Source organism: Mesorhizobium sp. M0771 (assembly GCF_040320155.1).
Taxonomy (GTDB): Bacteria; Pseudomonadota; Alphaproteobacteria; order Rhizobiales; family Rhizobiaceae; genus Mesorhizobium.
The window spans coordinates 42,420-68,746 of sequence record NZ_JAMYPC010000003.1 but is presented as its reverse complement, the minus strand read 5'-3'; the positions used below and the strand labels follow the sequence as shown (position 1 = coordinate 68,746).

General features: G+C 63.9%; 22 protein-coding genes. 7 read left to right on the top strand and 15 right to left on the bottom strand.

The features are described from left to right. Nucleotides 1-5: 5 nt before the first annotated feature. The 8 genes from NKI05_RS05820 to NKI05_RS05785 all read right to left on the bottom strand — a co-directional run bounded on the left by NKI05_RS05820 (nucleotide 6) and on the right by NKI05_RS05785 (nucleotide 10,309). Nucleotides 6-539, bottom strand: coding sequence for a hypothetical protein (locus NKI05_RS05820; RefSeq protein WP_023815215.1), 534 nt, complete (start codon nucleotides 537-539; stop codon nucleotides 6-8). Between the two features lie 157 nt (nucleotides 540-696). Beyond that, complete coding sequence (locus tag NKI05_RS05815; protein WP_023735610.1) at nucleotides 697-2,184, bottom strand: xylulokinase; 1,488 nt, start codon at nucleotides 2,182-2,184, stop codon at nucleotides 697-699. Nucleotides 2,185-2,204: 20 nt separating this feature from the next. Beyond that, the gene (locus NKI05_RS05810) at nucleotides 2,205-3,527 is read right to left on the bottom strand and encodes an NAD(P)H-dependent oxidoreductase (protein WP_023735609.1); all 1,323 of its coding nucleotides are present in this window, start codon (nucleotides 3,525-3,527) and stop codon (nucleotides 2,205-2,207) included. A gap of 161 nt (nucleotides 3,528-3,688) precedes the next feature. Then, a complete protein-coding gene (locus NKI05_RS05805) occupies nucleotides 3,689-4,792 on the bottom strand; it encodes a mandelate racemase/muconate lactonizing enzyme family protein (protein WP_023735608.1) in 1,104 nt (367 codons plus the stop codon). A 34-nt stretch (nucleotides 4,793-4,826) separates the two neighbouring features. Further along, on the bottom strand, nucleotides 4,827-5,516 hold the full coding sequence (locus NKI05_RS05800; RefSeq protein ID WP_023735607.1) for a GntR family transcriptional regulator: 690 nt from the start codon (nucleotides 5,514-5,516) through the stop codon (nucleotides 4,827-4,829). Nucleotides 5,517-5,697: 181 nt separating this feature from the next. Further along, nucleotides 5,698-6,852, bottom strand: coding sequence for an efflux RND transporter periplasmic adaptor subunit (locus NKI05_RS05795; RefSeq protein ID WP_023735606.1), 1,155 nt, complete (start codon nucleotides 6,850-6,852; stop codon nucleotides 5,698-5,700). A 14-nt stretch (nucleotides 6,853-6,866) separates the two neighbouring features. After that, nucleotides 6,867-10,055, bottom strand: coding sequence for an efflux RND transporter permease subunit (locus NKI05_RS05790; RefSeq protein ID WP_023735605.1), 3,189 nt, complete (start codon nucleotides 10,053-10,055; stop codon nucleotides 6,867-6,869). Then, nucleotides 10,049-10,309, bottom strand: a complete 261-nt coding sequence (locus tag NKI05_RS05785) for a hypothetical protein (RefSeq protein WP_023735604.1) — start codon at nucleotides 10,307-10,309, stop codon at nucleotides 10,049-10,051. Before NKI05_RS05785 ends, NKI05_RS05790 begins: the two co-directional genes overlap by 7 nt. A gap of 242 nt (nucleotides 10,310-10,551) precedes the next feature. Here NKI05_RS05785 and NKI05_RS05780 point away from each other — a divergent pair, with 242 nt between their 5' ends. Continuing rightward, nucleotides 10,552-11,133 (top strand): TetR/AcrR family transcriptional regulator, encoded by a 582-nt coding sequence (locus NKI05_RS05780; RefSeq protein ID WP_023668517.1) that lies wholly within the window; start codon nucleotides 10,552-10,554, stop codon nucleotides 11,131-11,133. A 336-nt stretch (nucleotides 11,134-11,469) separates the two neighbouring features. On the opposite strand, the gene NKI05_RS05775 is transcribed toward NKI05_RS05780, so the two are convergent. The 7 genes from NKI05_RS05775 to NKI05_RS05745 form a co-directional block, all read right to left on the bottom strand. Then, complete coding sequence (locus tag NKI05_RS05775) at nucleotides 11,470-12,492, bottom strand: LacI family DNA-binding transcriptional regulator (protein ID WP_023668516.1); 1,023 nt, start codon at nucleotides 12,490-12,492, stop codon at nucleotides 11,470-11,472. Nucleotides 12,493-12,628: 136 nt separating this feature from the next. Beyond that, nucleotides 12,629-13,423: an ATP-binding cassette domain-containing protein gene (locus NKI05_RS05770; RefSeq protein ID WP_023668515.1), complete on the bottom strand. Its 795-nt coding sequence runs from the start codon at nucleotides 13,421-13,423 to the stop codon at nucleotides 12,629-12,631. A gap of 4 nt (nucleotides 13,424-13,427) precedes the next feature. After that, nucleotides 13,428-14,414, bottom strand: a complete 987-nt coding sequence (locus NKI05_RS05765; protein WP_023668514.1) for an ABC transporter permease — start codon at nucleotides 14,412-14,414, stop codon at nucleotides 13,428-13,430. 108 nt (nucleotides 14,415-14,522) lie between these two features. Beyond that, the gene (locus NKI05_RS05760; RefSeq protein ID WP_023687083.1) at nucleotides 14,523-15,455 is read right to left on the bottom strand and encodes a substrate-binding domain-containing protein; all 933 of its coding nucleotides are present in this window, start codon (nucleotides 15,453-15,455) and stop codon (nucleotides 14,523-14,525) included. Nucleotides 15,456-15,751: 296 nt separating this feature from the next. Further along, nucleotides 15,752-16,780 (bottom strand): ABC transporter permease, encoded by a 1,029-nt coding sequence (locus tag NKI05_RS05755; protein WP_196814893.1) that lies wholly within the window; start codon nucleotides 16,778-16,780, stop codon nucleotides 15,752-15,754. Then, nucleotides 16,777-18,321, bottom strand: coding sequence for a sugar ABC transporter ATP-binding protein (locus tag NKI05_RS05750; protein ID WP_050594076.1), 1,545 nt, complete (start codon nucleotides 18,319-18,321; stop codon nucleotides 16,777-16,779). The genes NKI05_RS05755 and NKI05_RS05750 overlap by 4 nt, the downstream gene beginning before the upstream one ends. A 138-nt stretch (nucleotides 18,322-18,459) precedes the next feature. After that, nucleotides 18,460-19,617 (bottom strand): fumarylacetoacetate hydrolase family protein, encoded by a 1,158-nt coding sequence (locus NKI05_RS05745; RefSeq protein WP_023815219.1) that lies wholly within the window; start codon nucleotides 19,615-19,617, stop codon nucleotides 18,460-18,462. A gap of 176 nt (nucleotides 19,618-19,793) precedes the next feature. On the opposite strand from NKI05_RS05745, the gene NKI05_RS05740 reads away from it, so the two are divergent. The 6 genes from NKI05_RS05740 (at nucleotide 19,794) to NKI05_RS05715 (ending at nucleotide 25,901) form a co-directional block, all read left to right on the top strand. Continuing rightward, nucleotides 19,794-21,071 carry an NAD(P)/FAD-dependent oxidoreductase gene (locus tag NKI05_RS05740; RefSeq protein WP_023747935.1) on the top strand — a complete coding sequence of 426 codons (1,278 nt, stop codon included), beginning with the start codon at nucleotides 19,794-19,796 and terminating at the stop codon, nucleotides 21,069-21,071. A 96-nt stretch (nucleotides 21,072-21,167) separates the two neighbouring features. Then, nucleotides 21,168-22,049, top strand: a complete 882-nt coding sequence (locus tag NKI05_RS05735; RefSeq protein ID WP_023747934.1) for an ABC transporter permease — start codon at nucleotides 21,168-21,170, stop codon at nucleotides 22,047-22,049. Beyond that, nucleotides 22,046-22,873, top strand: coding sequence for an ABC transporter permease (locus NKI05_RS05730; protein WP_023709184.1), 828 nt, complete (start codon nucleotides 22,046-22,048; stop codon nucleotides 22,871-22,873). Before NKI05_RS05735 ends, NKI05_RS05730 begins: the two co-directional genes overlap by 4 nt. Nucleotides 22,874-22,898: 25 nt before the next feature. Beyond that, nucleotides 22,899-24,005: an ABC transporter substrate-binding protein gene (locus NKI05_RS05725; protein WP_023668506.1), complete on the top strand. Its 1,107-nt coding sequence runs from the start codon at nucleotides 22,899-22,901 to the stop codon at nucleotides 24,003-24,005. Nucleotides 24,006-24,217: 212 nt separating this feature from the next. Then, complete coding sequence (locus NKI05_RS05720) at nucleotides 24,218-24,826, top strand: helix-turn-helix domain-containing protein (RefSeq protein WP_023687089.1); 609 nt, start codon at nucleotides 24,218-24,220, stop codon at nucleotides 24,824-24,826. After that, a complete protein-coding gene (locus NKI05_RS05715; protein ID WP_352792267.1) occupies nucleotides 24,816-25,901 on the top strand; it encodes an ABC transporter ATP-binding protein in 1,086 nt (361 codons plus the stop codon). The genes NKI05_RS05720 and NKI05_RS05715 overlap by 11 nt, the downstream gene beginning before the upstream one ends. Nucleotides 25,902-26,327: the final 426 nt, after the last annotated feature.

The window sequence follows — 26,327 nt, the reverse complement described above, 5'->3', positions numbered from 1 at the left end:
GCTTGTCAGAATTCGCAGGGCTCCGGACGACTGTCGTCCGACCAGTCGGCCAGCGCGACCGGCACGAATTTTCCCGCGACCGGTTTGCCGTCGTCCAGGTCCTTTGAGGCAACGCCTCTGCCGGTGAGAAAATTGATGTCGCAGCCGCCCAGCGTCGTCTCGACCGAGCCGTCGGCTTTCTGCACATTCCAGTCCCAGTCGCGACTGTAGCCGGCGACAAGGAATTTACCGCCGCGCCAGACGATGGTCAGCGTCGCATCCCATGATTTGTTGGCGCCGCAGCCGAAGCACGAGGTGACGGCAAGCGATCCCTTGCCCTTGCTTTCGAGCCCGAGAATACAGTCCTGCGTCAGCGCCTTTTTGACAAAGTCAGGCTTGCGCGAAGGATCGAGCTTTCCTTCGCCGGCAGCCAGATAGATCGAGAGATCCGCCAGCCCGCTGTCGGGATCCGCCGCGATCGCGGCCCGATCCATCCTGCCGTCATTGTCCATGTCGAGCGTGACCTCGAAGGGCGGCTCGTCCTGCGCACGCGCCGTCATTGGAGCTGCCGCAAGCGCGACAATCCAGGGCAGGGCGGCAAGGTGAAATACTGCTTTCATAGGCCCGATGAGTCTAGCATTGGCCGGGCAGGACGCAAAATCGGCAAGCTGGGCAGGTTGGGCATGGGAGCCTCACGCAGGCAAGCTGCGCTTGAACTCAGATCGCACCGAGCCGCGCGTGGATGTCGCGTGTCGCGTGATAGAGGTCGCGGTAGATCGCCTTGCGCGCCCGGTAAGCCGGCACCAGCGTCATATCCGGATCGACACGCCTGGCCGGCGCCGCCGCCATTGCCTTGGCGGCGTCTTCCGCCGAGGCGAACCAGCCGATCGCCGAAGCAGCCAGCATGGCCGCGCCAAGGGCCGCCGCCTCGTTGACCGGCGACACGAACAGCGGCCGCTCCAGCACGCTGGCCATGATCTTCATCAGCAGCGCCGAATTGGTGCCGCCGCCGGCGGAAATCATCTCTCCCGACTTGCCGCCGCTTTCGGCCTCCATCGCCTCGCTGGCGATGGCCTGCTCCAAAGCGATGCCTTCCAGCGTGGCGCGGAAGAGATGCCTGGGCTCATGGTCGAGCGACAGGCCAACAACGGCGCCGCGCGCCGCGCCATCCCAATAGGGGCTCATGACGCCGGCCCAATAGGGCATGACCAAAAGACCGTCGCCGCCGGCCGCAACATCGACCGCACCCTTCTCCAGTTCTGCCGCGGAAGACGCGCCGGTGGTGCGCACGATCCAGTCGACCAGTTGCATGCCCGAGCGCAGCACGGTTTCCAGCATGAAGCCGGAGCCGGTCGGCGAGACCAGCGTGCGAAACGCATCCGATGTGGTGACCGTGCCGGAATAGCAGCCGCTGACGACGCCGGAGCCGAGCGAGAGATAGCTCCTGCCGGCACCATAGACGCCCATGCCGAGACCCATGGCCTGGCCATCGCCGGCGCCGGCGACAATTGGCGTGCCCGCTTTGAGGCCAGTCAGCTGGGCAATGCTTTCGGCAAGGCCGCCGCAGATTTCGCCTGGGCCGATCAGCGCCGGCAACTGCCGTGGCTGCAACCCTGCAGCCGCGACAAGCTCAGGGTGCCATTCGCCTGTCGTGACATCGAGCAAGCCGAGCGGGTCGGCACTTGCCGTGCTGGTTACCAGCCGTGCGGTCAGCCGGTGAACGAAGAAGCCATGAACATCGACCAGGGCGGCGGCGTTGGCCAGCACCTGCGGCTGGTGTTCCGCCAGCCAGGCGATGGCATAGAGCGCCGGCGTCGGATCCGGCGGCTTGCCGCTCCAGTCGCGGATCGTCTCGCGGCCAAGCTCGGCCGACAGCTTGGCGACTTGAGGCCGGGCGCGCTCGTCAAGCCACAGGATCGCCGGGATGAGCGGCTTGCCGGCATGATCGATCAGGGTGAAAGTCTCGCGCTGATGGGCGATGGCGATTGCCGCCACGCGCGCGGCGCCGACCTTGTCGGCAACCTGCTTCAGCGCACTGATGAGGGCTGCCCACCAATGTTCGGCATCCTGCTCGAAATGGCCGGGCTTCGGATTGGCCAGCGGATAGGCCTCGCGCGCCTGGAACAGCTCCGCGCCGTCGCGGGTGAAGGCGATTGCCTTCACCGCCGTCGTCGAGGCATCGATCCCGATAACGACATCGTCCATCACAGGGAGATCCCGAAGGTTCAGGCGGCGTTGGTCACAAACTGTCCGTCCGACTGGTCGAGACGGCGGCGTATCTGCGTTATCACCATCGAATCGTCGGGTACACAATTTTCATAGGTGAGGAAGTCGCCGGTCTTGACCGGCTTGACCACCTTGGCGCGTTCGGCAATCCCGAGCGGCAGCGCGCCCTTGGCGCGGGCGTCCTCCCAGGTCATGGCGAAGCCGCGATAGTCGTTCTCGCCGATCATGCCGAGCGATTGGCCCGCGCAGAGATCGCTCTTGGCCACCGCCACCGCTTCGGCGACCGGATGGTCGAGGGGCTCCATGTCGGCGCGTTTGTAGACCACGGCGCGCGCCGCCGACAGTGGCACTTCAAGGCTTGTCAGGTGATAGGGACGGTAGATCGTGAAATAGGGGCCCTTGCCGACCTTGAGGTCGACCATGCGCTCCAGCACGCGCGGATGCCTCGTTTCGATGATGCAGAACACGCCGGGCGCCACGCCCTTGCCGATGGAATAGTCGACCACGCCCTTGCGGTGCAGCACGCCGCCATCCTCGCGCGGGCAAAGCACGCTGGCCAGTTCCTCCAGCGTCGCCGTCGGGCCGTGCATGCCCGGCACGTCGGGCACCAGCCCGGTGGCGTTGGCGATAGCCACCATCTCGATCGCCGTCTTGGAACCGTCGACGAACTCGACCAGCATGCGCGCATTCATGTTGCGCTCGGCCGCTTCCTTCTCGTAGTCGGCGGGCATGGCGTCGATCTTGAGCGGGTTGTTTTTGCCCTTGCCGGCGGCGATGATGTTGAAGCCGAGGCTCTTGGCGAAGCCGATGATCTCCAGCGTGCAGGCGGGTTCGTCGCCGGCCGCACCGGTGTAGACCACGCCGGCCTTGCGCGCTTCCTCCTTGAGGAAGCGGCCGATCGTAATGTCCGCCTCGACATTGAGCATGACGATGTGCTTGCCGTTCTTCATCACTTCGAGCGCAAACAGCGTGCCGATGTTGGGATTGCCTGTCGCGTCGATGATGACATCAATGCGGCCGGCCGCGGCCAGCGCATGCAGATCTTCGGTGACAGCGATCTTGCCGGCCTCGATGGCGCGGTCGATGGCAGAGGCGGTCGCAGCCTGGACGATGTCGGAGCGGTCATGGCCGGCGAGCAGTGCGGCATCGATCGCCGCTTGCGGCCGCACCTCGGAAATGGCACCGATCCGCATGCCCGGCATCAGCGCCACCTGGACGACGATGTCGGTGCCCATCTGCCCGGCGCCGGCGAGTCCGATGGTGATGGGCCCTTGGGCTTCAGCGCGCTGCAGAAGTTCCGCTGCAAATTGCGGATGGGCCATATCGCTTCCTCCAGTCATGACGCGCCGCAGCGTCAAATCATCATTTTGAACATTCCTATTTCCATTTGAAAAATATTTCAACCCGCAAATCGGAGAATGGCTGCAGGACCAAATCTCCCACGGAGGATTCGTGGGGTGACAGCTTCATGCTGCGCTTGATCTCAGCCGATCTCTAGGAAAGGCTTGCCGAGCAGGTCGGGCACGACATCGATGCCGAGGCCGGGCCCGTCGGGAATGCCCATGTGGCTGCCGGTGACCGGTGGGGCGTTGGAGGCCGTGCGCACCGTCACCCACTCATGGAAGGCGATGGCGTGCAGCCGGCGTTCTTCCGGCGTCGACAGCGACAGATGCGCCATCGCCGCCGTGTCGATCTCGGCGCCGCCCGTATCCTCGACGGTAATCATGAAACCGAGATCGACGGCGACGTCGCGGATTTGCCTTGTCCTGGTTACGCCGCCAAGCCGCGAGATCTTCAGCGTCAGCCCGTCGGCGGCGCCCAGGCGATGGATTTCCAGCATCGCCTCGAGCGAGATGACGCTCTCGTCCAGCACCATCGGCTTGTCGAGCATGCGGCGCACCGACATGTTCTCCTCGATCGTCGTGCAGGGCTGCTCGAACGTGTAGTCGATGCCGCGCGTTGCATCGGCGAACTGCCGCGCCTGGTAGGGTGTCCAGCCGGCATTGGCGTCGCAGAAAATCACCGTGCCTTTCGGCACGGCCGAAGCGACTGCGCTCACCCGCTCGATGTCTTCATGCACATTGCCGCCGACCTTGACCTGCAGTCGGCGGCAGCCCTGGGCGATGATCCTTTTGGCCAGTGCCGCCATCTGGTCGAGCGTGCCGTGGGTGACGACGCGGTAGGTCTCCGCCATGTCGCTCTCGCGGCCGCCAAGCATGGTCACCAGCGGCACGTCGGCGGCCCGGGCCGCCAGATCCCAGCAGGCCATGTCGAGCGCCGACTTGGTGTAGGGATGGCCCTTGAACACCGTATCCATCAGCCGGCCGATGCCGGCGAGGCCACGCGGGTCCTGGCCGATCAGGTGCGGCGCAATCTCGACCACGCCCGCGCGCGTTCCCGCCGGAAAGGCGGCCGAATAGAAATTGCCGAGCGGCGCCATCTCGCCCCAGCCGGTCACGCCGCTGTCGGAGGTGATGGCGACGATCACCGCATCGAAGCAGTCTGCAACCCGCCCCTTTGACATGCGGTAGGGCCCGTCCACGAAGGGCTGCACGACGCGATAGGCCTTGATGGTTTTGATCTGCACTTGTCTGTCCGTTGTCTCTAGGCGTTGAGGAGGGTCAGCCCTTCGATGTCCGCTGTTCGAGGCCACGCGCATAGGCAAGCAGCTCTTCGAAATCGAGGTCGATATGCTCGCGCGCATGGCGCTGGGCGGCGCGCATGTCGGCGCCCTTCAAGAGCCGCACATAGGTCTCGTGGAGATCTTCGGCCGGCACCGGCTCGTTGCGGGCCCGCTGGTGCAGGGCAAAATACATCTGCAGCCGGCTGGTCAGCCGCTGCCAGGTTTCCAGCAGCACCGAATTGTCGGCCCATTCATAGATCAGCCCGTGCAATTGCAGCGCGGCTTCGATCTGGCGGGTGGTGTCTCGCGCGCGCGTCGCCTGCTTCACTGCCTCGTGCCGGCGGTCGAGTTCGCCGAAGAAGCGCTGGTCGCGCAGCTTCCATGTCCGCTCGATGGCGAATTCATCGAGCACCTTGTTCAGCGAATAGGCGTCGTCGATATCTTTGGCGGTGACATCGATGACGAAGGTGCCGGCATAGGGAATGCTGGTCAGGATGCCTTCCTGCACCAGCTCGCGCATCGCCTCGCGCAACGGCGCACGGCTGACCCGCATCTGCTCGGCGATCCTCAGCTCGTTGAGCTTTTGGCCGGGTTCCAGCTGGCCGGTCAGGATCGCGCGCCGCAACAGCGCGACGATCTCGGCCCGGCGTGTCGTATCCGCGATCGGACTGAAGTCCAGCTTGGCCATTCCGTCATTCCAGTGAGAGCCGGAAACGAGACAAGCAGATTGTCGACAATCCTACAAGATGATTGTTCCGGATTCTTGTGCCTTGCGGTTACTCCAAAAACGGCGTGCGGCGCTCCATAAAAAAACGGCGCCCTCGGCGTGGAAGCCGAAGGCGCCGCAGGACCGGGGCTGATGGGGGTTATCAGCTGGCCGGTTTCTCCTGGGGCAACGGCGAGATCGGCATTCCTGGTCCGATTTTCTGCAGATTGCCCGTTATCACCTGGTCGCCTTCGGCAACGCCGCTGAGGACCGCCACAAGGTCGCCGCTGGTCGCGCCGAGCGAGACGATGCGCTGGTCGACCGTGTTGCCCTTGCCGACTACATAGACATATTTGCCGAGCTGGCTCGAACCCAGCGCCACCTGCGGCACCATCAGCGCGTCGGGCAGCTGCTTGATGTGCAGCCGCACCCGGACATACTGGCCCGGCAGCAGCGAGAACTTCGCATTGCCGATGGTGGCGCGCGCCGTAATCGTGCCGGTCGAGTGGTCGACCGTGTTGTCGATGAAGGTGAGTTCGCCCTTCTGGCTGGCTTCGGTCTCGCCGGGCAGCAGCACCTCGACCTCGATCGGGCCGGCGGCCCGGGCCTGTTCGATTTCGGCCAGGTCCGTCTCGCTCGGATTGAAGGTGACGTAGATCGGGTCGAGCTGCACCAGCGTGTTCAGCACCGTGCCGGCGACGCTGACCAGCGTGCCGACCGAAGCCTGGTTGCGGCCGACGCGGCCGGCAAACGGAGCGTGGATTTCGGCGTAGCTCAAATTAAGCTCGGCCGTCCGCACCGCCGCCTGGTTGACGGCAAGCGACGCTTCGGCCTGACGCAAGGTGCTCGTGCGCTGGTCGAACCCATCCTTGGCCAGATAACCGCTCTTGGCGAGTTCGGAGCCGCGGCCGAGATTGGAGCGTGCATAGTCGAGGCTCGCTTGGTCGCGCTGCACTTCGGCCTTGGCCTGGTCGAGAGCCGTCTTGAAGTCGTCGGGCGAGATTTTGTAGAGCAGATCACCCTGGCGCACATCCGCGCCGTCCTCAGCCGTCTGCTCCTGCAGATAGCCGGGCACGCGGGCCTGCAAGGTGACGCTGCGGATCGCCTCGATGCGGGCGGCGTAGTCGAGATAGATCGGGATCGTCTTCTTGACCACGCTCGTCACCGGCACCGGCATGACGAATGCCGCAGGTGCTGCCGTCGCTGCCGCCGTGCCGGCATTGAGGCTGAGATTGCCCATGTCGAGGAAGTGGACGCTTGCCACCGAGATCGCTCCCAGGGCGACGGCCGTTCCCAAAGCTATTTTCCATTTACGCATTTTGGTCTCCAATTCTATTCGGCTGCTTCGGCCAGGCGCATCGGCGCTGGTTCGGCAGTCGGTTCATTATTGTCCTGGTCATGAGCAGCGTTCGGTTCGCTGCGCACGCGGCCTTCGCGCAGCTGTTCGATGACCGCGTAGAAGACTGGCACGAACACCAGCGACAGGATGGTCGCCGCGACCATGCCGCCAAACACGGTGGTGCCGATCGACTGCCGGCTTGCCGCACCCGCACCCGTCGCAAACATCAGCGGCAGCACGCCGAGGATGAAGGCGAAGGCCGTCATCAGGATCGGCCGCAGCCTCAGCCGCGCGGCTTCCATTGCCGCGTCGACAATGCTCAGTCCCTCCTCGCGCCGCCGCCTTGCAAACTCGACGATCAGGATCGCGTTCTTGGCGGCGAGGCCGATCAGCATGACGAAGCCGATCTGCGAGTAGACGTCGATCTGCATGCCGCGCAGGAACAGGGCTGCGAAGGCGCCGAACAGGGCCAGTGGCACCGCCAGCAGCACCATGAACGGCATCGCCCAGCTCTCATACTGCATCGCCAGGATCAGGAAGACGAAGACGATGGCGAGGCCGAAGACGACCGACGCTATCGATCCTGCCTTGAGCTCCTGGAAGGTGATGCCGGTCCATTCGAAACCGAAATCCCTGGGCAAAGCGGTGGCGGCGGCCCGTTCCATCGCGGCAACCGCCTGGCCCGACGAGAAGCCGGGGGCTGCGCCGCCATTGATCGTGGCCGAGGCGTTGTTGTTGTAGTGCGGCACGGTTTCCGGGCCGACGAACGGCACCAGTTTGCCAAGTGTGCTCAGCGGCACCATTCCGCCGGAGGCGTTGCGCACATAGAGCCGCGAAAGGTCGCCTGCGTCGGCACGTGCATCCTTGTCGGCCTGGATGGTCACCCGGAAGGTGCGGCCGAACAGGTTGAAGTCGTTGACGTAGAGCGAGCCGAGATAGATCTGCAGCGTGTTGAAGACGTCGGGCAGGTTGAGGCCGAGCAGTTTGGCCTTGCTGCGGTCGAGGTCGTAGTTGAACTGCGGCGTCGAGGTCGAGAACGGCGAGAACAGCTGCTGCGGGTTGATTTCCGGCTGCTTGCGCGCCTCGGCGATCACGGCTTGCGTCGCGTCGTTGAGGGCTGAACTGCCTCGCCCGGTGAGGTCCTCGACGACGAATTCGAAGCCGCCCGTGGTGCCGATACCCGGGATCGAAGGCGGATCGAAGGACAGCGCGAAGGCTTCCGGAATCTGCATCAGCTTGCCGCGCACATCGGAGACGAGCTTGGACGCGCTCTGGTCGGGGCCGCGCTCTTCCCACGGCTTCAGGATGGCGAACTCGACAGCCGAGTTCGACTGCGCCGCACTGGTCAGGAAGTTCAGGCCGCTGATCGAGCCGACAATCTCGACGCCGGGTGTTGCCTGCAATATGTCGCGCGCTTTCTGCGCCACCGCGTCGGTGCGTTCCAGCGAGGCGCCGTCAGGCAGCTGGATGACGACGAAGAAGTAACCCTGGTCCTCGACCGGAAGGAAGGTCGAGGGCAACTTCTGCCAGACGAAGTAGGTGGCCACCAGGCCGGCCGCGAACAGACCGAGCATGATCCAGCGCAGCCGGATGAGGATACGCACGCCGTGCGCATAGGCATGCGACAGTCTGTCGAAGCCCGTGTTGAACCAGCGGAACGGGGCGAACTGCGTCTCGCCGCGATGGCGCAGGAAGGCGGCGCTCAGCGCCGGGCTGAGCGTCAGCGAGTTGAAGGCGGATATGCCGACCGAAATCGCCACCGTCAGCGCGAACTGATTGTAGAGCTTGCCGGAGACGCCGGGAATGAAGGCAACGGGCACGAAGACGGCCATCAGCACTGCGGTGGTGGCGATGATCGGTCCGGTGACCTCGGCCATCGCGGCCTTGGTCGCCGCCAGCGGTTTGAGGCCCGCCTCCAATTGTCGCTCGACATTTTCGACCACCACGATGGCGTCGTCGACGACGAGGCCGATGGCCAGCACCATGCCGAGTAGGGAGAGCATGTTGAGCGAGAAGCCCATCATTTCCATGACCACCATCGTCGCCACCAGCGACACCGGAATGGCGATGGTCGGGATGATCGTCGTGCGCCAGCTCTGCAGGAAGATGAACACCACGGCCACGACCAGCACCAGCGCTTCGCCAAGCGTGATCAGGACGTCATGCATCGATGCCGACACGAAGCGCGTGGTGTCGTAGTGCATGGCGTAGCTGACGCCCTTGGGGAAACGGGCCGACAGTTCCTGCATCTTGTCCTTGACGTGCTGCTGCAGATCGAGCGCGTTGGAACCGGGCATCTGGTAGACGGCCAGCACCACCGTCGGGTCCTTGCCGAAGAAGGCCGACGACGAATATTGCAGCGCGCCGAGCTCGATGCGGGCGACGTCGCGCAGTCGCACCAGCGAGCCGGTGCCGGTGTTGGCGCGCACGACGATGTCGCCGAACTCCTTGGGGTCGCTCAGGCGGCCGACGGCGTTGACCTGCATCTCGAAGGCGGTGCCGGCGGGCGCCGGCGACTGGCCGATCTTGCCGGCCGCCACCTGGACGTTCTGTTCCGAGATGGCGTTCTGGACATCGACAGCGGTGATGCCAAGATTGGCGAGCTTGTCCGGGTCGAGCCAGACGCGCATCGAATAGCGGCGCTCGCCGAATATCTGGACGTCGCCGACGCCAGGCAGCCGCTTCAGCGGATCGACGACCTGCAGATAGGCGAGGTTGCTCAGCGCCACCGGATCGACCGAACTGTCGGGCGAGGTCAGGTTGACGATGAGGACGAAATTCGGGTTCTGCTTCTTGATCGTCACGCCGCCCTGGTTGACGATCGCCGGCAGCGAGGAGGCCGCTTGCGAGACGCGGTTCTGGACGTCGACGGCCGCGGTGCTCAAGGAATAGCCGACATCGAAGGTGATGGTGATGGTCGAGGAGCCGTCATTGGAGCTCGACGACGACATGTAGGTCATACCTTCGACGCCGTTGATCTGCTGCTCCAGCGGCGTCGTCACCGTATCGGCGACCACTTGCGCGCTGGCGCCCGGATAATGGGCGCTGACCACGACCTGCGGCGGCGTGATGTCGGGAAACTGCGAAACCGGCAAAAGGAAATAACAAATCGTCCCGGCGAGCACCATGATGATGGCGATGGCCGAGGCGAAGATCGGACGATGGATGAAAAAGTTTACCACGACACGCAAACCTCTTTAGAAGAACCGGCCTCTTTAAAAGAATTGGCAGACCGGGACTGCCGCCGGCCGCGCACCGAACCCGGGTCTTGCAAAAAATACGAAGACGGCGCCGCACCGCTGAGGCCCTGCTCATCGGCAACGGTCCTCAGCATCGCTTCGAAGGCGCGCGGATTGACGCGGTCCGCTTTCATCACCAACCGGATCATCGGATCCCGGATGGCTTCATCGATGGTCAAATCCTTGCGCTGCGACATTGGAGCGTCTCCATTCCAGCGGCCCGCATCGGACGATCGCGAACCGGTTTTCATCTCTTCACCGGCCGGAGCCGCATGACCTGCAATTTTCACCCTTTGTGATCTGGCAGGACCAGTTCACGGCCTTGTTATTGACGGAAGGCCACATAGGTGTTACCAGTAAGTAACATTCGGATAGTTACAGACCGGTAACACCCTAGTCAAGAGGTGAACCGAATTTTTAGGGAGACAAGGAGACTGCGATGGCAGACGGCATTACCGATCGCGTGCGCCCCCGGGACCGAATCCTGGAGACGGCGCAGGACATGTTTCACAAGCATGGCATCAAGGGCGTCGGTGTCGACGCCATCACGGAAGCCGCCGGCACCAACAAGATGACGCTCTACCGTCATTTTGAGTCGAAGGACGAACTGATCGTCCAATGCCTGCGCGCGTCGGCGGCTAAAGGCGCCGCGATGTGGGACCAATTCGAGGCTGAGCATCCCGGCGACAAGCTCGCCCAGTTGCATGCCTGGATTCGCATGGCCGCTGCTTGCCTGGCGGCTGACGGTCGCGGCTGCGACATGGCCAATGCCGCCGCCGAATTGACCGAGCCGGACCATCCCGCCAGGAGCGTGATCAAGGAGCTCAAGAGCGCTCAGCGCGATCGCCTCGTTGCGCTGTGCCGGGATGCGGGCATCGGTCAGGCCGAGCTTCTGGCCGATACGCTGTCGCTGCTGTTCGAAGGGGCGCGCGTCAGCGTGCAGACCATGGGCTGCCAGGGCCCCAGCACGCAGTTCGTGCGCATGGCTGAAGGCCTGATCAGCTCTTTCAGGGCGCGCTGAATTCCAGCTTTCGGAGTTGAGGAGTCCCCATCATCCGGCGGGGCTTTTGGCTATTCTCCGAACTTGCCCGTCAACTCTAATTTAGATTCATTTGAGAATGAAAAAAGCCCGCTGCCGGGAGGAGGTGGCAGCGGGCTCGATTTCGAACGAGATGCGGGAGGAGGTGCACCGCGCTCAGCGTCGGCATCGCATCTGGGAGGAGTAGATGGCCGACACCCAGATGAGTACGGGTTGCCCAATGATTCGGCAACAATGAAAGTTGCATGGCTGCTGTGCAGATTTGCGGCATCTACCCCGACTTGTCGTACAAATCGGAGAAACCGCCACGGCGCGACTTCACTGCACCGGCACGTTTTCCTTGAAGATCAGCCGTGGCTCGATGAACTTCTTCGTCAGGTAGGGCGCGGCGGACGCGATCGAGCCGAGCAGGCGGATCACAGATTGCTCCGCGATCAGCCGCGCATTCTGGTCGATGACGACATCGGCGAGGTCGTCGACGAGATAGCCGCGCGTTTCCTTGGTCAGGTCGTGGCAGATGAAGACCGGCTTCTTCTTTGGCTTGGCCTCGAGCAGCGCTCTCGCCACACCTGAGCGCCCGGCGCCGACGCAATAGATGCCGAGCAGTTCCGGCTCGTTGTGCAGCGCCTGCATCGTTGCGGTGTAGCTGCCCTCCGGTTCGTCATTGATCTCGACCGCACTCGAGACCGTGAGATTGGGGAATTCCTCTGTCAGCACCGACCGAAAGCCCATCTCGCGCTCCTCGTGCCCGCGATAGGAACGCGAGCCGACGACCATCGCCAGATGACCCTGGCGGCCATTGAGGAAGCGCCCCATCAACAGCGCCGCCGTGCGTCCGGCAACCCGGTTGTCGATGCCGACATAGGCCGAACGCGGGGCGGCTGGAACGTCGGAGACCAGCGTGACAAGGCGGATGCCTGCCTCGACCACATCGCGCAATATGTTGCGCGTTCGCGGATGATCGACGGCAATGACGCCGACGCCATTGGCCTTCAGCGACAGATTTTCAACCGCCGCCTGCAGCGCTGCCGGCGAGATGCCGCCGAGATTGTGGATCCGGCACGAGGCGACCAGCGGCAGGCGCCCCGCATAGTCCTCGATGTGCCCGGCGAGGTCGATCATGAAACCGTTGGCGCCGATCGGCAGGAAGAATTCAAGATGCGCCGGCCGCGACGGCAGCGTCACCTGATCGACCACCGGCAAATAGCCGAGCTGCTTGGCCGCCTCCATCACCCGTTGGCGGTTGGCGGCGCTCGCGCCGGCCCGGTTGTTCAGAACCCGGTCGACGGTCGCGGTCGACAGGCCGCAGCTCCTGGCTATGTCGGCAACGGTGGCTTTCATGGCTGTAGTCATAGAGCATGATCCCGAAAAGTGGGAACCGGTTTTCTCGGACAAACGGGAACCGTTTTGTCAAAAGGTCATGCTCTACAACGAGTTAGAGCGGATGCGTTTCCGTGCCAGACGGCGCGAAGACGGTTCAGCCGTGCGATGGCCCGCCTTCGATGATGGCGTCGCGGATCTCCTTGTCGGACATCCCGGTGATGATGCGTTCGACCTCGGCCACGCTGGTCTTCTTCGGGTCGATGTCGTCGGCCACCACCTTGCCCCGGCGCATGACGACGATGCGGTCAACCACCTGGAAGACATGGTGGATGTTGTGGGCGATGAAGATGCAGGAATGCCCGGAATCGCGCGCGTTGCGCACGAAGCTCAGCACGCCTTGCGTCTCGGCGACGCCGAGATTGTTGGTCGGCTCGTCGAGGATGATCAGGTCGCTGTCGAAGTGCATGGCGCGCGCGATGGCGACGGCCTGCCGCTCGCCGCCGGACAGGGAGCCGATCGGCGTCGTCGGCGGGATGTTCTTGGAGATGCCGACCTGTTTCAACAGGTCGCGGGCGACATTGTTCATCGCCTCCTGGTCCATGCGGTTCAAAAAGCGCGGCGGTTTGATCGGCTCGCGGCCGAGGAACAGGTTGCGCGCGATCGACAGCTGCGTCACCAGTGCCGAATCCTGGTAGATCGTCTCGATGCCGTGCGCGATGGCGTCGCTGGTGCTGCGCAGATTGACCTTCTTGCCGCGGATGAAAATGTCGCCGCTGGTCAGCGGCACCGCCCCCGACAACACCTTGATCAGCGTCGATTTGCCGGCGCCATTGTCGCCGAGCAGGCCGACGATCTCCCTTTCGTTGACATGAAAATTGGCGTCTTCGAGCGCCTGCACGCGCCCGTAGGACTTTTTGATGTTGGACATGCGGATGAGCGGTTCAGCCATGGTTCTAGGTCCCTGCCTGATGCCGGCGTTCCAGCCATGAGTGCAGCGCCATCATGCCGAGGATGATGGCGCCGATGAAGATGTTGTAGGCCAGCCCGGGCACGCCGATCAGCACGATGCCGTTGCGCATGACGCGCAGGATGAGGATGCCGAGCACCGTGCCGATGATGGTGCCGCGCCCCCCGGTCAGCGCCGTGCCGCCGATCACCACCATGGCGATGACTTCGAGCTCGTAGCCGGTGCCGCTGTTGGGGTTGGCGGCCGACGTGCGCAGCGACGAGATGACGCCGGCAAGCGAAGCCATCACCGACGACAGCACGAACAGGCCGATCTTGACGCCGCTGACGTTGACGCCGCGCGCCCTTGCGGCGCCTGGATTGCCGCCGGCTGCCTGGATCCAGTTGCCGGTCCGGCTTTGCGTCAGCACGTAGCCCAGTGCGATGGCCGCCGCGATGAACCAGAAGAGCGACATGTAGATGCGGAACGGGCCGATGAAGAAATCACCGACCAGCGCTTCGGCCAGCCAGCTGCCCTCGGCGCTCCACGTCCGCTGCGGAAAGCCGTCGGTGACGAACAGCGCGGTGCCGCGCACCACCAGCAGCATGCCGAGCGTCACCAGGAAGGATGGGATTTTCAGCTGCGTGACGAACCAGCCATTGACCAGGCCGATGAAGGCCGCGATCAGCAGCGCGGCGAGGAAGCCGACCTCCAGCGAGGTCAGGCCGCTGTTGAACAGCGTCCACATCAGCACCGGCGAAAAGCCGAACAGCGAGCCGACCGACAGATCGAATTCACCCGACGTCATCAACAGCGTCATCGCCAGCGCGATCAGCCCGAGCTCGACGGTGAAGGCCAGCGTGTTGGAGATGTTCTGCGGCGACAGGAAATCGTGGTTGATGCTCCAGAACACCGCGATTTCGACGATGAGCAGAACGAAGGGCCCGAATTCCGGCCTCGCGATCAGGCGTTGGATGAGCGAACGGTTTTCCACTGATAACCTGCGACAGGAAGGGGAAGGCTGAGCCCAGCGCGCAACGCGAAGGGCTCGGCGAAAGACAGTCGCGACCGCGGCTGCGGCCGCGACTGTTGAAGGTCTGGGTTATTTGCCCGACAGGATGTCGTCGTAGACCTGCGCGGTGTCCTTTTCATAGAGCGCGCCGGTGATGACGTTGAAGCCCGGAGGAATGCCTGACGCCGCCATGTTGGCCAGCGACAGCGCGACGTAGCTGGTCGCCTGCGGGTCCTGCCACTGGCCGGCATTGACGTAGCCGGTCAGCACTTCCTGGGTGGTGTCGAGCGAGTTGCCCCAGCCGACGACCGGGATTTCGCCCGGCTTGATGCCGGCCTGGTCGAACACCCGCTTGATCGAGCCGGTGACCAGATCGCCGAGGCCGATGATTGCCTTGACCTTGGCCTTGTTCGCGGTGAGATAGTCGACCATGCGGTTGATGGCTTCGGCCTGGTCGAGCGTCGCTTCGGTGATCTCATAGGTGATCCCCAGCGGTTCGAAGACGCTCTTGATGCCTTCCTCTTCCTGGACGCCGTAGGTGGCGCCGGGGATTTCGACCGGCATCCAGACGAAGTCGCCCTTCTTCACCAGACCCTTGTCGACCAGATATTGCGCCCAGTGCTTGCCGAAGGTGACGTTGTCGCCGCCGACATAGGCGTCGAAGCTTGCCTTGGGATCGGGCGTGTTGAAGTTGATGATCGGGATCTTGGCGGTGTTGGCTTCCTTGGCGATTTCGATCAGGCTGCCCGGATCGGGGCTGGTGGTGACGATGCCGTCGGCCTTTGCCGAGATCGCGGCGCGCACGGCCTCCTGCTGCGAGGCAACGTCGCCATTGTGGAACGAAGTGTTGACGGTGTTGCCGGTGTCCTTCGCCCATTGCTTGGCGCCGGCCAGGAAGTAGGTCCATACCGGGTCGGCCGGGCCGCCATGCGAAATCCAGTAGAACGTCTTGGCCTGTGCCGCCGCCGGAACGGCCAGCGCCACAATCAAGCCAAGCACGAGTAATCGTAGCCTCGTCAGCATTTGCTTTCCTCCCATGTTGAAAAACGACCTCCACGTCCGGCGATGATCCGGGCCATGCCCTTGATCCTCTCCTCCTGCCAGCGCCGACCCGGATGCGCAGAGCATCTTCTTTTGCGGCCGATGGCAAGCCTCCATCCGCCCAATGGATGGTGGCGCGATGCAACGCGCCATCATCGATCCCATCAGATCGCATCAGTTAGAGGGCGATTCCAGGAAAAGTGTGAAACGGTTTTCCGTCCGGAATTGCGTCAACCAAGAGATAGAGATATTTCCCGGCAAGCAGGCGGGGCTTAAACTCAGGCGCGCGGATTTTCCTGGAAGCGCTCGGCCTGGCGGTTGGGCAGCACCTTGGCCAGCCGGTCGAGCGCGAGCGCCAGCACCATCACCGCGCCGATCACGAAGGGGCTCCATGCGGCGTCGATGCCCAACAGGGTCACGCCGCTCAAGATGACCTGGACGATCAGCATGCCGATCACCGCACCGAAGACGGTGCCGCGCCCGCCGGAAAGCGAGGTGCCGCCGATGATCGCCGCGGCAATCGCCATCAGCACGAAACCGCCGCCTTGGTCGACGTCGGTAACGGGAGAGCCAAGCCACAGCGCGCCCGCCAGCCCCGAGACGACGCCCATCAGCACCAGCGTCTGCAGCCGCACAGCACCTGTCGGGATGCCGGCATAGAGCGCCGCCTGCGGATTGCTGCCGACGGCCTGGATCCGGTAGCCGAAGCGGCTGCGGTGAAGCACGAGGTGCATCACCACCGCCATTGCGACGAATACAAAGACAGCCGTCGGCACAAGGCCGAACAGCTTGCCGTGAACGATCTCAAAGAAGTCGCCGCTTGGGCTGGCCGGAGCTGTCGCTTGCATCTTGACGGCCACCTCCGCCAGGCCCCGGAACATTGCAAAGGTGCCCAGCGTAACGACGATGGCCGGCAGTCGCAGCGCCACCACCAGCAGGCCGTTGACGAGGCCGAGCCCGGCGCCGAGCAGCACGCCGGCAAGGGCGGCAAGCCACGGGTCAATGCCGGCGGCCAGAAGGAATGCGGTGAGAAGGGCCGCGAGATGGAACATCCAGCCGACGGAAAGGTCGATCTCGCGGAGTGCGAGCACGAACACCATGCCGATCGCCAGCATGCCGGGATACGCAGCGGTTTCCAGCAACGACAGCACATTGGCCTCGTCGAGGAAATCCGGCCGGGCAAAGCCTGTAATCGCCACCAGGACAACGAGCCCGATGAGCGGCCTGAGTTCGACGGGCAGGCGAAGGCTGCGCTTCGGGTGGGCAGCCGAACCGGCAAGCTGTAGCATGGGATCCAATCGTGTCATGCCATGGCTCCCACGAGTTTCTTTTTCGGCCGCTCCGCCTCCGGCATCTCGCCGGTGGTGGTCAGTTGCAGCACTGTCCTTCGCTTCATCTCGGCGCCGGACAACTCGCCGGCGACCCGGCCGCGGTGGAAGACAAGGACGCGGTTGCTGAGGTTGGTCAGTTCGGACGGCTCGACCGAACGCAGCAAAACGATACAGCCATTGGCTGCCATCTGCCGGATCAGCGCATAGATCTTGCGCTTGGCAGCCGCCTCGATACCGCCAGCCGGATTGTCTAGGAGCAGCACTTGCGGCGCCGTCTCCAGCCATTTGGCGATTACGATCTTCTGCTGATCGCCGGCCAGCAGCGAATTCACCGGCGCGTCCGGCAGGCCCTTGATGCGCAGCGCATCGATCTGCCTTGCGGCGGCGGCGATCGCGGCCTTGGGCGAGTAGCGGCGCGACCCCCAGTTGCGGGCGCCGGTAGCGATGTTGCCTATGTTGAAGGCCAGCGACCGGTCGGGCATCAGGCCGTTGCACAGGCGGTTGGCCGGCACCAGGCCGATGCCGCGCCGCGCCGCTTCGGTCGGATTTCCAGGCAAGCCGTAGCCGTCGGGGAGCCGCACCCTGCCGCTTTGCGCCTTGCGCAGGCCAAACAGCATCTCGAACAGGTGTTCAACGCCTGACCCCTCAAGCCCGGCCAAGCCGAGGATCTCGCCGGAGCGGGCGGTGAAGCTGACGCCGGAAATCCGGCCGCCGCTCAGACCCTCCACCGTGATCCGCGGCCTTATCGTGCTGGCATTGGCCGGCAGTGCAGGCGGGAACAGGCTGTCGCGCTGCTGGCCGATCATGGCGTCGATCACATCGGCTTCGCTCAACGCCGAGCGCTCACTTGTCAGCACGTCACGGCCGTTGCGCATCACCGTGACCTGGTCTGCGATCGCAAACACGTCCTCCAGCCGGTGCGAGACATAGAGCACGCTCGTGCCCTTGGCCTTGAGGTCTCTTAGTACGGTGAACAGGTGCTCGGTCTGGCGCCGGTCGAGCGCAGAATTCGGTTCATCGAGGATCAGCAGCCTCGGGCCTTCCAGAATTGCGCGGCCGAGTTCGACATATTGCCGTTCGCCCATGCCGAGTTGTCCCACAGGAGCGTGGACATCGACGTCGAGCTTGAGTTGCCGAAGCACGGTGCGGCTGCGTGCCTCCATCTCGCGCCTGGAGACGAAGCCATTGCGCAACGGCTCGCGATTGACGAACAGATTGGCCAGCACCGAGCGGTCGGCAAACAGGCCGAGTTCCTGGTGGACGACGCCGAAGCTGTGCTTGCGTGCAGCGATCGGGCTGTCGACGGTGACCATCTGGTCGCCGACGCGGATGGTGCCGCTGTTGGGCCGGAGCACGCCGGCAAGCAGCTTCACCAGCGTCGACTTTCCGGCGCCGCTTTCACCGACGACAGCATGGATCGTCCCCTGTCCGACAGACAGGTTCATATCCCTGAGCGCGACAACGCCGCCATAACGCATGGCGAGATTGCGCACCGATATCATCGGCAAACCGAGCATGCGATTCGGCCCCCACAGACCGCGCCCCGATCCTGGAGCGAATTTCCGATACAGTCACCCGGATTCCGCTAACAAACGGCTTACAGGGACCGGATAGGAACGTTTATCGGCTATCCGTTCGTCCTGGCTGCTCCGAAATCAGATCAGGTCGGCCTTGGCGAGGTCCCGCATGAGATGGCTGGCGCCGTAGGTCCAGTGCGGGCAATCGGGCGACAGAAGCACGCGGTTCACCAGCGCGCCGAATTTCTCCGACGAGATGGTGACGATGTCGCCGATCTTGTGGGTGAATCCCTTGCCCTTCTCGCCGCGATCCTTCGACGGCACGAACATGGTGCCGAGATAAAGCGCCAAGCCGTCGGGATACTGGTGGTGCGGCCCCATGGCGGCCGCGACCAGCTCTTCGGGCGAACGGCTGATCTCGGCCATCGAGCTCGCGCCCTCCAGCGAAAACCCGTCCTCGCCCTCGACCTGCAGCCGCACCGTGGCGCGCTTCACGTCGTCAATCGAAAATGTTGCGTCGAACAACCGGATGAAGGGCCCAAGCGAGGCCGAGGCATTGTTGTCCTTGGCCTTGCCGAGCAGCAGCGCCGAGCGTCCCTCGACGTCGCGCAGATTGACGTCGTTGCCGATGGTGGCGCCGACGATCCTGCCGGTGCTGGCGGCGATCATGGCGATCTCCGGCTCGGGGTTGTTCCAGGTCGACACCGGATGCAGCCCGACATCGGCGCCGAAGCCGACGGACGCCATCGGCTGGCATTTGGTGAAGATCTCGGCGTCGGGGCCGATGCCGACTTCCAGATATTGCGACCAGGCGCCGCGCTGGATGAGCTTGGCCTTGATCTCCATCGCCTCAGGCGAGCCGGGCTTCAGCTTCGACAGATCGTGGCCGATCAGCCCGGCAATGTCGGCGCGGATGGCGTCGGCCTTTTCCGCCGAACCGCGCGCCTGCTCCTCGATGACGCGTTCGAGCAGGCTGACCACGAAGGTCACGCCCGACGCCTTCACCGCCTGCAGGTCGACAGGCGAGACCAGATAGGGTTTTGCCGGATCGCGGGTGGCCTGAAAACTGTTGGCGGCGATCGCGTCGAGCGAGCCGACCGGTTCGCCCTTGGCTGAGCGCACGTGTCCGGCCGGATCGGCCATCTCGCAGATGTCGCGCACTGTGGGTGCGGTGGTCGAGGTGACGTCGAAAACGATCCCGTCGCGCACGGTGACCACCAGCGGATGCGAGGCATCGCTTGCCCTGGCTCGGCCGATGAAGAGCCCGTCGGCGGGAAGCTGCGTTGGGTTCGTCATGGCTTACGGTCCTTTGATGATCGAGATGGCAGCTGGGCCGCTGCACTTTCACCGGATTCACGCCAAAGGTCTATCCCGTGGCGCAGGCAATTGTCGGTTCTGACATGAGGCCCGCTCTTTCAAAAAAATGAAACTGGCACTAGAATTTTCATTTTCCGCATACTCCAGGTGAAGCCTTGCCCGCACCGTTTTCCGTTCCGATCTGGCAGAAGCCGCAGACCGCATCCGCCTTCCAGTTGCTCGTCACTGCGCCGGTCGACGTTGCCATCGTCGGCGGCGGCTTCATGGGCCTGTCGACCGCCTTGCACGCAGCCCGGCTCGGTCTCGGTGTACAGGTGCTGGAGGCTGGCGAGATCGGCCAGGGCGCCTCGGGCCTCAATGGCGGCCAGGTCATTCCCGGCCTGAAATATGATCCCGAATGGCTGCTCGAGCATTTCGGCCCCGAGCGTGGCCAAGCGCTGGTCGATTTCGCCGCCTCGGCGGCGGATACGGTGTTCGATCTCATCCGCGACGAAAAGCTGGCGGTGCCGCTCACCCGCAAGGGCTGGATCCAGGCCGCGCATACCGAAACCGCATTGAAAGCGGCGGCGAACAGGGATGGTCAATGGCGGGCGCGTGGCGCCGATGTCCGGCTTCTGAATGAAAGCGAGATCGCCGATATGACCGGCGCGCAAGGCTATCTCGGCGGCTGGCTCGACCGCCGCGCCGGCATCATCGATCCGCTCGCCTATACAGTGGAACTGGCGCGCATCGCCGCCGCCGCCGGCGCCAGCATTGCCGAGCGGCAGAAGGTGGTGAAACTCCGCAAGGAGGCCGGCCTTTGGCGTGTCTCAACCGAAAGCGGCGCCGAGGTGCGGGCGAAAGCGGTTGTCCTGGCGACGAACGCCTATACCGATGGACTGCTTCCGGGCCTCGCGGAAACGATCGTGCCGCTGCATTCCTTCCAGGTCGCGACCGCGCCGCTGTCATCCAACCTTGCGGCGACGATCCTGCCGGAAGGGCAGGCGGTGTCCGACTCCAGGCGCATTCTCGTCTACTACCGCAAAACAGCCGACGGCCATCTGGTGCTTGGCGGCCGCGGCCGCATGGCGCGGCCGAGGAGCGAGGCCGACTGGGCGCATCTGCAGCACGCGCTGGTGCGGCTCTATCCGGCGCTCTCCGATGTCGTCATCGAGAAGCGCTGGTTCGGCCGCGTGGCGATGACACCGGATCACCTGCCGCACATCCATGAGCCGGAAAAGGGCCTGCTCGCCGTGGTTGGTTGCCAGGGCAGGGGCGTCGGCCTGATGACCGCGCTGGGAAAACGCATGGCGGGCTACCTCGCGGGCGGCGATGTCAATCAATTGCCGTTCCCGCTGTCGCCGGTCCGGCCGATCCCGTTCCACGCCTTCCGCCAGGTCGGCGTCGCCGCGACCATCGCCTGGTACCGGATGCTCGACGCCTTCGAGCGCTGATTGGGTGCCGGTCGCCTAGGCCTCGTGGATTCAGCTTGACAGTTTCACAAATATGAAAAAAGCTAAGCCGATTTCATATTTCCGTTGAGCAGTCCGATGTCGAGCATCGTTGCAACAGAAGCGCCGGCAGGGTCGTCCCGAGGCTTCCGCTTCGCCATGTTGCTGCCGGGCGGGCTGGTCACCTTGTTCCTGATCCTGTTTGCCCTTGGCCTTGTGCTCTTCCTCTCACTTCGCGGCAATGACGGTTCGCTGCTCGGCGCCGGCTTCACGGCAGGCAACTTCATCACCGTGGTCTCCGATCCGCTCTACTGGACGGTGACGCTGCGCTCGCTGGTGATCGCCGGCCTGGTGACGCTGGCGACCGTCGTCACCGCCTATCCCGTCGCCTACTATCTCGCTTTCTATGCCGGCCGCCGCCGCAGCCTGCTTTTGTTTCTGGTGACCCTGCCGTTCTGGACCAGCTATCTCCTGCGCGTCTTCGCCTGGAAGATCGTGCTCGCCTACAACGGCGTCTTGAACTCGGCGCTGATCGAAAGCGGCATCTGGTCGGAGCCGACGCTGGCCTTCCTCAACACGCCGGCGGCGGTGGTCGTCACGCTGGCGCATGCCTATGCGCCCTTCGCCATCCTGCCGATCTATGTGGCGCTGGACACCATCCCGAAATCACTGCTCGAAGCCGCCTCCGATCTCGGCGCCAGACCGTTCACGGCGTTTCGCCGCGTCGTCTTGCCCAATTCGATGCCGGGCGTTCTGGCGGCCGCCCTCGTCGTCTTTGTGCCGACGGTCGGCGACTATGTCACCCCGGCCATGGTCGGCGGTCCCGCCAGCACCATGATCGGCACATTGATCCAGTCGCAGTTCGGCAAGGCCAATGACTGGCCGTTCGGGGCGGCACTTTCAGTCTGCGTGATGCTGGTCATCCTCTGCGTGGTGCTGGTCGCACGCGGCGCCGACCGCAAATTCGGCAGCCGCACATGAGCGCGGCGCGGAGAGATGATGGCCGCGGCTGGCTCGGCGTCTATGTGCTTGCCTATCTCGTCTTCCTCTATCTGCCGGTGCTGTTGATCCCGCTGTTTTCCTTCAACAACTCCATCCAGGCCGCGTTTCCGCTGCAGGGCTTCACGCTCGAATGGTATGCCACGCTCTATGGCAATCCGGCGCTGTCCGGCGCGCTTTTGAACAGTCTCGTCATTGGCGTCGTGGCCGCCGCCGGCGCCACGCTCTGCGGCATCACCGTCTCCTATATGGACCTCTACGGTCGTTCGCCGCTCGCCGCCACCATCAGCGCCATCTCCAGGCTGCCGATCCTGATCCCCGGCGTCATCGTCGGCATATCGTTGCTGATCCTCGTCAATCTCATCGGCCTCGGCCCGTCGCGCATCGCCATCGTTCTCGGCCACATACTGGTGGCGCTGCCGACCACCGTGGTGATCATGCGCAGCCGGTTTGCCGCAATTCCGAAAACCATTCGCGAGGCCGCACTCGATCTCGGCGCTTCCGACTGGACGACCTTCCGGCGGGTGATGTTGCCGCTCTCGCTGCCGGCCATCGTCTCGGCCTTCATGCTGGCCTTTCTGATTTCCTTCGACGAGTTCATCGTCGTCTTCTTCCTCGCCGGCACCGAGCCGACGCTGCCGCTCTACATCTGGAGCCAACTGCGTTTTCCTCGCTCGCTGCCGACCGTGATGGCGCTGGGGACAGCTATCCTTGCTGTGTCCGTCATCATCGCCGGCATCGCCGAAATCCTGCGCCATCGCGGGCTGAGCACAGCCCGTCGGACGGCGCCCACCAGTCCAGCCTGACCCATAACAAAAGAGGAGAACCGAAATGGCATTCGACCCGAAATCAATTACTGGGCTGAAATCGATCACTGGCCCGAAATCGATCACTGCAAAGACAGCCCGCACCGGGCTTGCCGCGCTTGCAATCGTCCTGTCGTCGACTGTCGCCTTCGCCGCCGACAAGCTGCAATATTTCACCTGGTCCGGCTATGAACTGCCAGACTTCAACAAGAGCTTCCTGACGGCCCATCCCGATGGCGTCGAGGCCTCGATCTTCGGCGACGACGACGATGCCTTCACCAAGGTCAAGGCCGGCTTCCGCCCCGATATCGCCCATCCCTGCTACGACAAGGTGGCGCGCTGGAACAAGGAAGGCCTGCTGCAGCCGATCGATACCAAGCGCATCAAGAACTGGGATTCGATCTTCCCGGTGTTCAAGAACCTGCCCGACATCCAGGCCGGCGACGGCAAGGTCTGGATGGTGCCGTGGGATTGGGGCAACACCTCGATCCTCTACCGCACCGATCTGGTGAAGAACCCGGAAGCGAGCTGGAACCTTCTGTGGGACAAGCAATATGCCGGCCGCATGGCGACCATCGATGCCGTGCATGACACGCCGATCGTTGCAGCACTTCTGGCCGGCGTAAACCCCTTCGATATGACGCCGGAGCAGATGGACAAGGTGGCGGAAAAATTGCGCGAGCAGCGTCCGCTGCTCTCCAACTACACCACCGACATGACCTCGGTCGAACAGGCGCTGGCCAGCGGCCAGCTGGTCGCCGCCATGACCTGGAACGCGTCGGCAACCTCGCTGAAGAAGCAGGGCGTGCCGGTCGAGTTCATGAAGCCGAAGGAGGGCATGCTGACCTGGGCCTGCGGCTTCGTCATGCTCAAGGACGCCAAAAACGTCGACCTCGCCTATGACTTCATCAACAGCCGGCTCGACGCCGACTCGGGTAAGTACCTGATCCAGGCCTACGGCTATGGCAGCTCGCTGAGCACCGCCTTCGCCGGCGTGGCGAAGGACGAACTGGACAAGCTGCAATTGCCGGCGGACCCGGAGGTGATGCTGAAGACCACCATCTTCACCGGCCCGATGAAGCAGAATGACGATGTGGCGAAGATGTTCGAGAAGGTGAAGGCTGGGGGGTGAACTGAGGCTGGGGTGTCCCCTTCTCCCCTTGTGGGAGAAGGTGGATCGGAGCACAGCGCCGAGACGGATGAGGGGTGTTCCAAGGAACGCCAACGTCTCACTCCGCTGGAACACCCCTCATCCGTCGCCTTCGGCGACACCTTCTCCCACAAGGGGAGAAGGGGGAGCCTATCAACCCCGCGCCGCGCCAATAAAGAGACGAGGACCCACGCATGGACATGCTTGACGACGCAACCGAGAAGCCCAAGGCCGACGCCGACATTCGCGTCGGCCGGCGCGTGCGGGCGCTGCGGCTGGAGCGCAATTTGTCGTTGGCCGAGCTGGCAGCAAAAGCCGGCGTCTCCATTGGTGCGCTGAGCCAGATCGAGCGCGGCCTGTCTTCGCTGCGCGTCAAGGTGATCTGGCCGCTTGCGGCCGCGCTCGACATCGAGCCTTCGGCGCTGATCACCGACGGCAACGAAGCCGCCAACGATCTCTATTGCGTGCGCGCCGACAAAAGGCGGCAGCTCCCGGTCAAGTCGGAAGGCATCGCCAAGGCGCTGCTGTCGCCGCCGGGCGCGGCGCTGACCGGCCTCTTGGTGACCGTGGAAGCCGATGGCGGCACGGCGGAAGCCTATGCGCATATCGGTCACGAGTTCGGCTATGTCCTGTCGGGCGAGGTCGAACTGGTGGTGGACTCGACAAAATACGTGCTGAAGAGCGGCGACTCCTTTGCCTTCAAGAGCACGCTTCTGCACGCCTTCCGCAATCCCGGCACCGAGCCTTGCCAGATCCTCTGGGTCAACACCACCAAGCCGTCCGAGGTTCGCGATGGCGCCTGATGCGCTGGTACGCCTGGACACGGTCTCGAAGGTTTTCCCCGGCGGCGTTGTCGGGCTCGACGCCGTCGATCTCGACATTATCAGCGGCGAGTTCATCACCCTGCTCGGGCCCTCGGGCTGCGGCAAGACCACCAGCCTGCGCGTCATTGCCGGTTTCGAGAGCCCATCGAGCGGCAAGGTGCTGCTCGATGGTCGCGACATCACCGCGCTCAGGCCGTTCGACCGTCCCGTCAACACCGTGTTCCAGGATTATGCGCTGTTCCCGCATATGAACGTCGCCGAGAATGTCGGCTTCGGCCTGTCGCTGCGCAAACTGTCCGGCGCCGAGCAGGCAAGGCGCGTCCGCGAAGCCCTCGACATGGTCGGCCTCGCCGACAAGCTCGGCGCCCGCGTTTCCGAACTGTCGGGTGGCCAGCGCCAGCGCGTCGCGCTCGCCCGAGCCATAGTCTGCGAGCCGCGCGTTCTGTTGCTCGACGAGCCGCTGTCGGCGCTCGATGCGCATCTGCGCGAACAGATGCAGGTCGAACTGAAGCGGCTGCAGTCGCGGCTCGGCACCACCTTCGTCATGGTCACCCACGACCAGACCGAAGCGCTGTCGATCTCCGACCGCATCGTCGTCATGAACAAGGGCCGCATCGAGCAGATCGCGCCGCCGGCCACGCTTTACGACCGGCCGGCGACGAAATTCGTCGCAAGCTTCATCGGCACCATGAACCTCTTGCAATCGCGCTTCATCGGCCGCGACGGCGACCGCCTGCGCTTCGCCGCTGGCGGGCTTTCGCTGGAAGCAACATCTGAAACCGGCGACACACCCGGCGAAGGCACTGAGCGCACCATCGGCGTTCGCCCCGAGGACTTGCTGGCCACCACCGATGCCGCCGCCGGCACCGCGCCGGCGCGCGTCAACTCCATCGTCTTCCACGGCCGCACGCTGCGGCTGCATGCTGAGCTGGGGCAGGGATTGCCGGTGGTGATCGATGCGCCGCGCCAGGCCGAGGGCTTTCAATTCAGCGTCGGCGACGTGGCGCATATCAGCCTGCGCCGTGGTGCCAACTGCCCTATGCTGCCAAGCTGATCCAACCCAATCCCTTCATCGACGGTTGGATTTAACCTGCTGTGAAGATCGCCAAGGTGGAATTAAGTGTGAATTGACTCGCAAAGGAACATATTCCTACTTTGCGGGATGCCCGAACTAAGCACCCGACCGCGCCGAAATGTGCAAACCCTCTGCTTGGCGCATGAAGTCGGGCAGCTAATTCGTGTTCGATGTCGGAACTGCAACATCACTCGACACTATCTGCCTGGCGATCTCGCAAAGCTGGTTGGTGATATCCCCTTTTGGGATGTGGAGCGGCACATGCGGTGCGAGCGCTGCAAAGGTCGTGAGCTCGATGCAGGCATCATTCTGCCAAGCGCTGCTGAACGCCTTAAAATTCGCGTCAGACGTCTTGTCGAAATCCGCATGGTTCGCCGGGTAATCTGGCGAGACGACGATTGAGGA